The organism is Aquiluna sp., assembly GCF_965064355.1.
Genome location: NZ_CBCHRQ010000092.1, coordinates 1 through 3,547, shown reverse-complemented (window position 1 = coordinate 3,547; position 3,547 = coordinate 1). Strand labels below are relative to the sequence as shown.

General features: G+C 52.6%; 6 protein-coding genes. 4 read left to right on the top strand and 2 right to left on the bottom strand.

Annotation, left to right across the window (positions count from 1 at the left end; translation table 11 throughout):
• From AC128V_RS06785 to AC128V_RS06770, 4 genes are all read left to right on the top strand, one after another.
• On the top strand, positions 1–762 hold a 762-nt coding region (locus AC128V_RS06785), incomplete at its 5' end, for a phosphoglycerate kinase (RefSeq protein ID WP_482763914.1).
• Positions 755–1,537 (top strand): triose-phosphate isomerase, encoded by a 783-nt coding sequence (gene tpiA, locus AC128V_RS06780; protein WP_482763913.1) that lies wholly within the window; start codon positions 755–757, stop codon positions 1,535–1,537. The genes AC128V_RS06785 and tpiA, both read left to right, overlap by 8 nt.
• Positions 1,538–1,575: 38 nt before the next feature.
• Positions 1,576–1,824 carry a preprotein translocase subunit SecG gene (gene secG / locus AC128V_RS06775; RefSeq protein ID WP_482763912.1) on the top strand — a complete coding sequence of 83 codons (249 nt, stop codon included), beginning with the start codon at positions 1,576–1,578 and terminating at the stop codon, positions 1,822–1,824.
• Between the two features lies 1 nt (position 1,825).
• Positions 1,826–2,203, top strand: a complete 378-nt coding sequence (locus AC128V_RS06770; protein ID WP_482763911.1) for an RNA polymerase-binding protein RbpA — start codon at positions 1,826–1,828, stop codon at positions 2,201–2,203.
• On the opposite strand, the gene pgl is transcribed toward AC128V_RS06770, so the two are convergent.
• The gene (pgl, locus tag AC128V_RS06765; RefSeq protein WP_482763910.1) at positions 2,187–2,885 is read right to left on the bottom strand and encodes a 6-phosphogluconolactonase; all 699 of its coding nucleotides are present in this window, start codon (positions 2,883–2,885) and stop codon (positions 2,187–2,189) included. The two genes, AC128V_RS06770 and pgl, sit on opposite strands and share 17 nt — an antisense overlap.
• The coding region (locus tag AC128V_RS06760; RefSeq protein WP_482763909.1) for a glucose-6-phosphate dehydrogenase assembly protein OpcA at positions 2,882–3,547 on the bottom strand (666 nt) is incomplete at its 5' end. The genes pgl and AC128V_RS06760, both read right to left, overlap by 4 nt.

The following is a 3,547-nucleotide window of genomic DNA, read 5'->3' as shown; positions in this document are numbered from 1 at the left end:
TTCGGAGTTGTGCACCGCAAGCAGGCCAGCGTTTACGAACTAGCTGAGCTTTTGCCAAGCTATGCAGGCGATCTAATTGCTACCGAACTAGAAGTGCTAAAGCAGCTAACCGAGTCACCAAAGCGCCCATACACCGTGGTTTTGGGCGGCTCAAAGGTTTCCGACAAGCTCGGGGTACTTGGACACCTACTGCCAAAGGTTGACCGCTTGGTAATCGGTGGTGGAATGGTATTCACCGTCTTGGCTGCCCTTGGTCACAAGGTAGGTAAGAGCCTTTTGGAAGCTGATCAAATCGACACCGTGAAGACCTTCCTTAGCCAAGCCAAAGAGCTGGGCGTTGAGGTGGTCTTGCCAACCGACATCGTGGTTGCAGCAAGTTTTTCACCAGATGCTCAATTTGAGACAGTCTCGGCGGATGCGATCGAAAGCTCAAGCTTTGGTGCGAACGGACTTGGCCTGGACATTGGACCAGAATCCGCAAAAGCCTTTGCTTCAGCTGTTAGCTCCTCGGCTACCGTGTTCTGGAATGGCCCAATGGGAGTATTTGAGTTTGCTAACTTCGCGCACGGCACTAAGGCAGTTGCTCAAGCACTGACAGAGGTTCAAGGCCTTTCTGTGGTTGGCGGGGGAGATTCAGCTGCTGCTGTTCGAGCACTTGGGTTTGACGAGTCGGCATTTGGACACATATCGACCGGTGGTGGAGCATCGCTTGAGTATCTTGAAGGAAAAGTTTTGCCTGGACTGGAGGTCCTAAATGACTAAGCGCACACCGCTGATTGCCGGCAACTGGAAGATGAACCTGGATCACATGCAGGCGATTGCTTTGATCCAGAAGCTTTGCTGGACACTAAACGATGCAGATCACGATTACCGTGCGGTTGAGGTTGCGGTGTTCCCACCCTTCACTGACCTAAGAAGCGCACAGACCCTCATCGATGCAGAGAAGTTTGAGATCTCACTTGGCGCTCAAGACATTTCTCGGCACGATTCTGGTGCCTTTACCGGCGAAGTTTCCGGAGCTTTCTTGGCAAAACTGGCTTGCAAGTTCGTTCTCATTGGACACAGTGAGCGTCGTCAAAACCACAGTGAGAGTGACGAAGTTGTGCAAGCTAAAGTTGCTGCTGCTTGGAAGCACGGTCTAGTCCCAATCATTTGTGTCGGCGAGACCCTGGAAGAACTTGAGACTCAGGGGCAGAGTGCTGTTCCTGTGGCACAAACCATTGCTGCGCTTTCTGGTCACGACACCCTTGGTGAGTTTGTTATTGCTTATGAGCCAGTCTGGGCGATTGGCACTGGCAAGGTAGCAACCCCACAGGAGGCCGAGGACGTATCGAAAGCCATCCGCAAGGCGATTACCGACAACTTCGGCGCAGAAAGTGGCCAGAGCCGCATTCTCTATGGTGGTTCAGTAAAGGCCAACAATGTGGCTGGTTTCCTTGCATCTGGCGAGGTTGACGGAGTTTTAGTTGGCGGTGCCAGCTTGGATGCAGAAGAATTTGCAGGCATTTCGCGCTTTCAGAAGCACATAGTTCTATAATTTGACAGGCGTTTTATACGCAAACCTAAGGAATCCTCATGGCTGTTCTACAAACCGCACTTTTGGTGCTGCTGGCAATCACCAGCGTGCTGCTGATCTTGCTCATCCTGCTACACAAGGGTCGTGGTGGCGGTGTTGCGGACATGTTCGGTGGCGGAATGTCATCCACCATGAGCTCCTCAGGCGTTGCAGAGCGCAACCTCAACCGAATCACCATCGTGCTTGGCTTGATTTGGGTTGTCGTAATCATCGTGCTTGGACTATTCACCAGATTTGAGTGGGTATAAATTGACCAATTCAGCATCCATTAGAGGTGCTCGCGTTGGTGCTGGCCCAATGGGCGAGCAAGACCGTGGCCACAAAGTCGAGCGCATTGCCAGAGACTTCTTTTGTTCAAACAATCACCACGCTAGCCAGTACTTTGCTGCAACGGTAAACCCAGAAGACGTTCCTAGTGAGATCGACTGCCCGCACTGTGGCCTTCCAGCCGGCATGGATAAGGCAAACCCGCCACAGGTTGCAAAGATTGAGCCATACAAGACTCACTTGGCTTACGTAAAAGAGCGTCGTACTGACGAAGAAGCTGCTGAAATTCTTGACGAAGCCCTACAGGCTATTCGTGAGCGTCGTGAGCGCGCAGCAGCGGCTGCTAAAGCTCGCGGCTAGTTTCCTCGTCAACATACCAACGAGTTAGTTCTAGTCCCTTGACCTTTGCGGCCGGTAAATCGCACGCCTCTTCCTGAATCGCACACTTAGCAACCGCAGCTTTCGCACTCCCGGATGCCAGGAAAATCACTGCTCTTGAGCGATTTAGAGCCTGGTAGCTAAAAGATAAGCGTTCGGCAGGAGGCTTTGGCGAGGCCTTTTCGGCAATGATCCAATTCTCTGCCTGCTGGTGCCCTGGGAAAAGCGATGCGATATGCCCATCAGGCCCCATGCCCAAAATCACGACATCAAACACTGGTGCAGAATCACTAAGTGGTCCAAATAGCGATTCAATCTTGGAGCTGAACTCACCGGCCGCCTTTTCTAGAGGCCTATCTGCTTCCGGGAATCTATGTAGCTTTGCCGCTGAAAGCTCTGGCCAAGCAACAATGCCCTGGTGTTCATTTCGGTCGGCATTTTCAAGCCCAACAAATCGCTCATCACCAAAGAAAAGTTCAACATTCGAGAGGTCTACCCCTAGGGTCCTGAAATCGCCAAGAATCTTGATTCCAAGGGTGCCGCCGGTGAGAACCAGTCTCGCCTTGCCGCGCAGAGCGATTGCCTGCTCTAGTAATCCAATGATGTCACTCGCCGCCGCAGCGGTTAGGGCCTGGTCTGAGGCAAACGACTCAACTTCGATCATCGACCATGGCCTTTGGTAAGCACCTCACCAAAAACTTCATCCTCACCAAGGAATCTCATGTCCTCAACAAGGCAGTCTTGGTTAGATCGACGGGGGAGTAAGACAGATGAGTGCGGAGCACCGGTCTGGTCAATCTCCGCAACCTCGCCGTGACGAATAATCTCTAGCTGGCCATCGGTGAAGTGAATTCTCACGCCGGCGATTCCTTCAACATTCTCACCGTCAAGCTTGTGTTCGATCTTTACAGCAACACCTAAGCGAAGCTCAAGCCAGTTAGACAGAAGTTCAGCGCTAGGCGATAGATCAGATCCAATAACTTCAATAGCGCTCACCTGACGATTTAGATGCTGATCAAACAGCGCTGCGATCTGAGCACGCCAGAGCGTTATGCGAGTCCACGCCATATCTCCATCACCTGGGCGGTAGTGCTTTGCAAATGCCGCCAAAAATGCCGGTGCATCGGCCTGCTCGGCCGAATCAACGATGCGACGGGTAGCTATCTTGCCGATTGCACTCTGCGATGGGTTTGGATCGCATGAGGATGGCCACCAGGCCACAACCGGCGCATCTGGGAGCAGGAGTCCCATAACCAAGGATTCAGGGTTGCTAGCGGCCGCACCATGGGCTTTTAGGATTACCACCTCTGAAGCTCCAGCATCACC

Excerpts from the sequence above, each read along its gene's own strand:
- tpiA (WP_482763913.1), top strand. The coding sequence starts at position 755 with ATGACTAAGCGCACACCGCTGATTGCCGGCAACTGGAAGATGAACCTG.
- secG (WP_482763912.1), top strand. The coding sequence starts at position 1,576 with ATGGCTGTTCTACAAACCGCACTTTTGGTGCTGCTGGCAATCACCAGC.
- pgl (WP_482763910.1), bottom strand. The coding sequence starts at position 2,885 with ATGATCGAAGTTGAGTCGTTTGCCTCAGACCAGGCCCTAACCGCTGCG.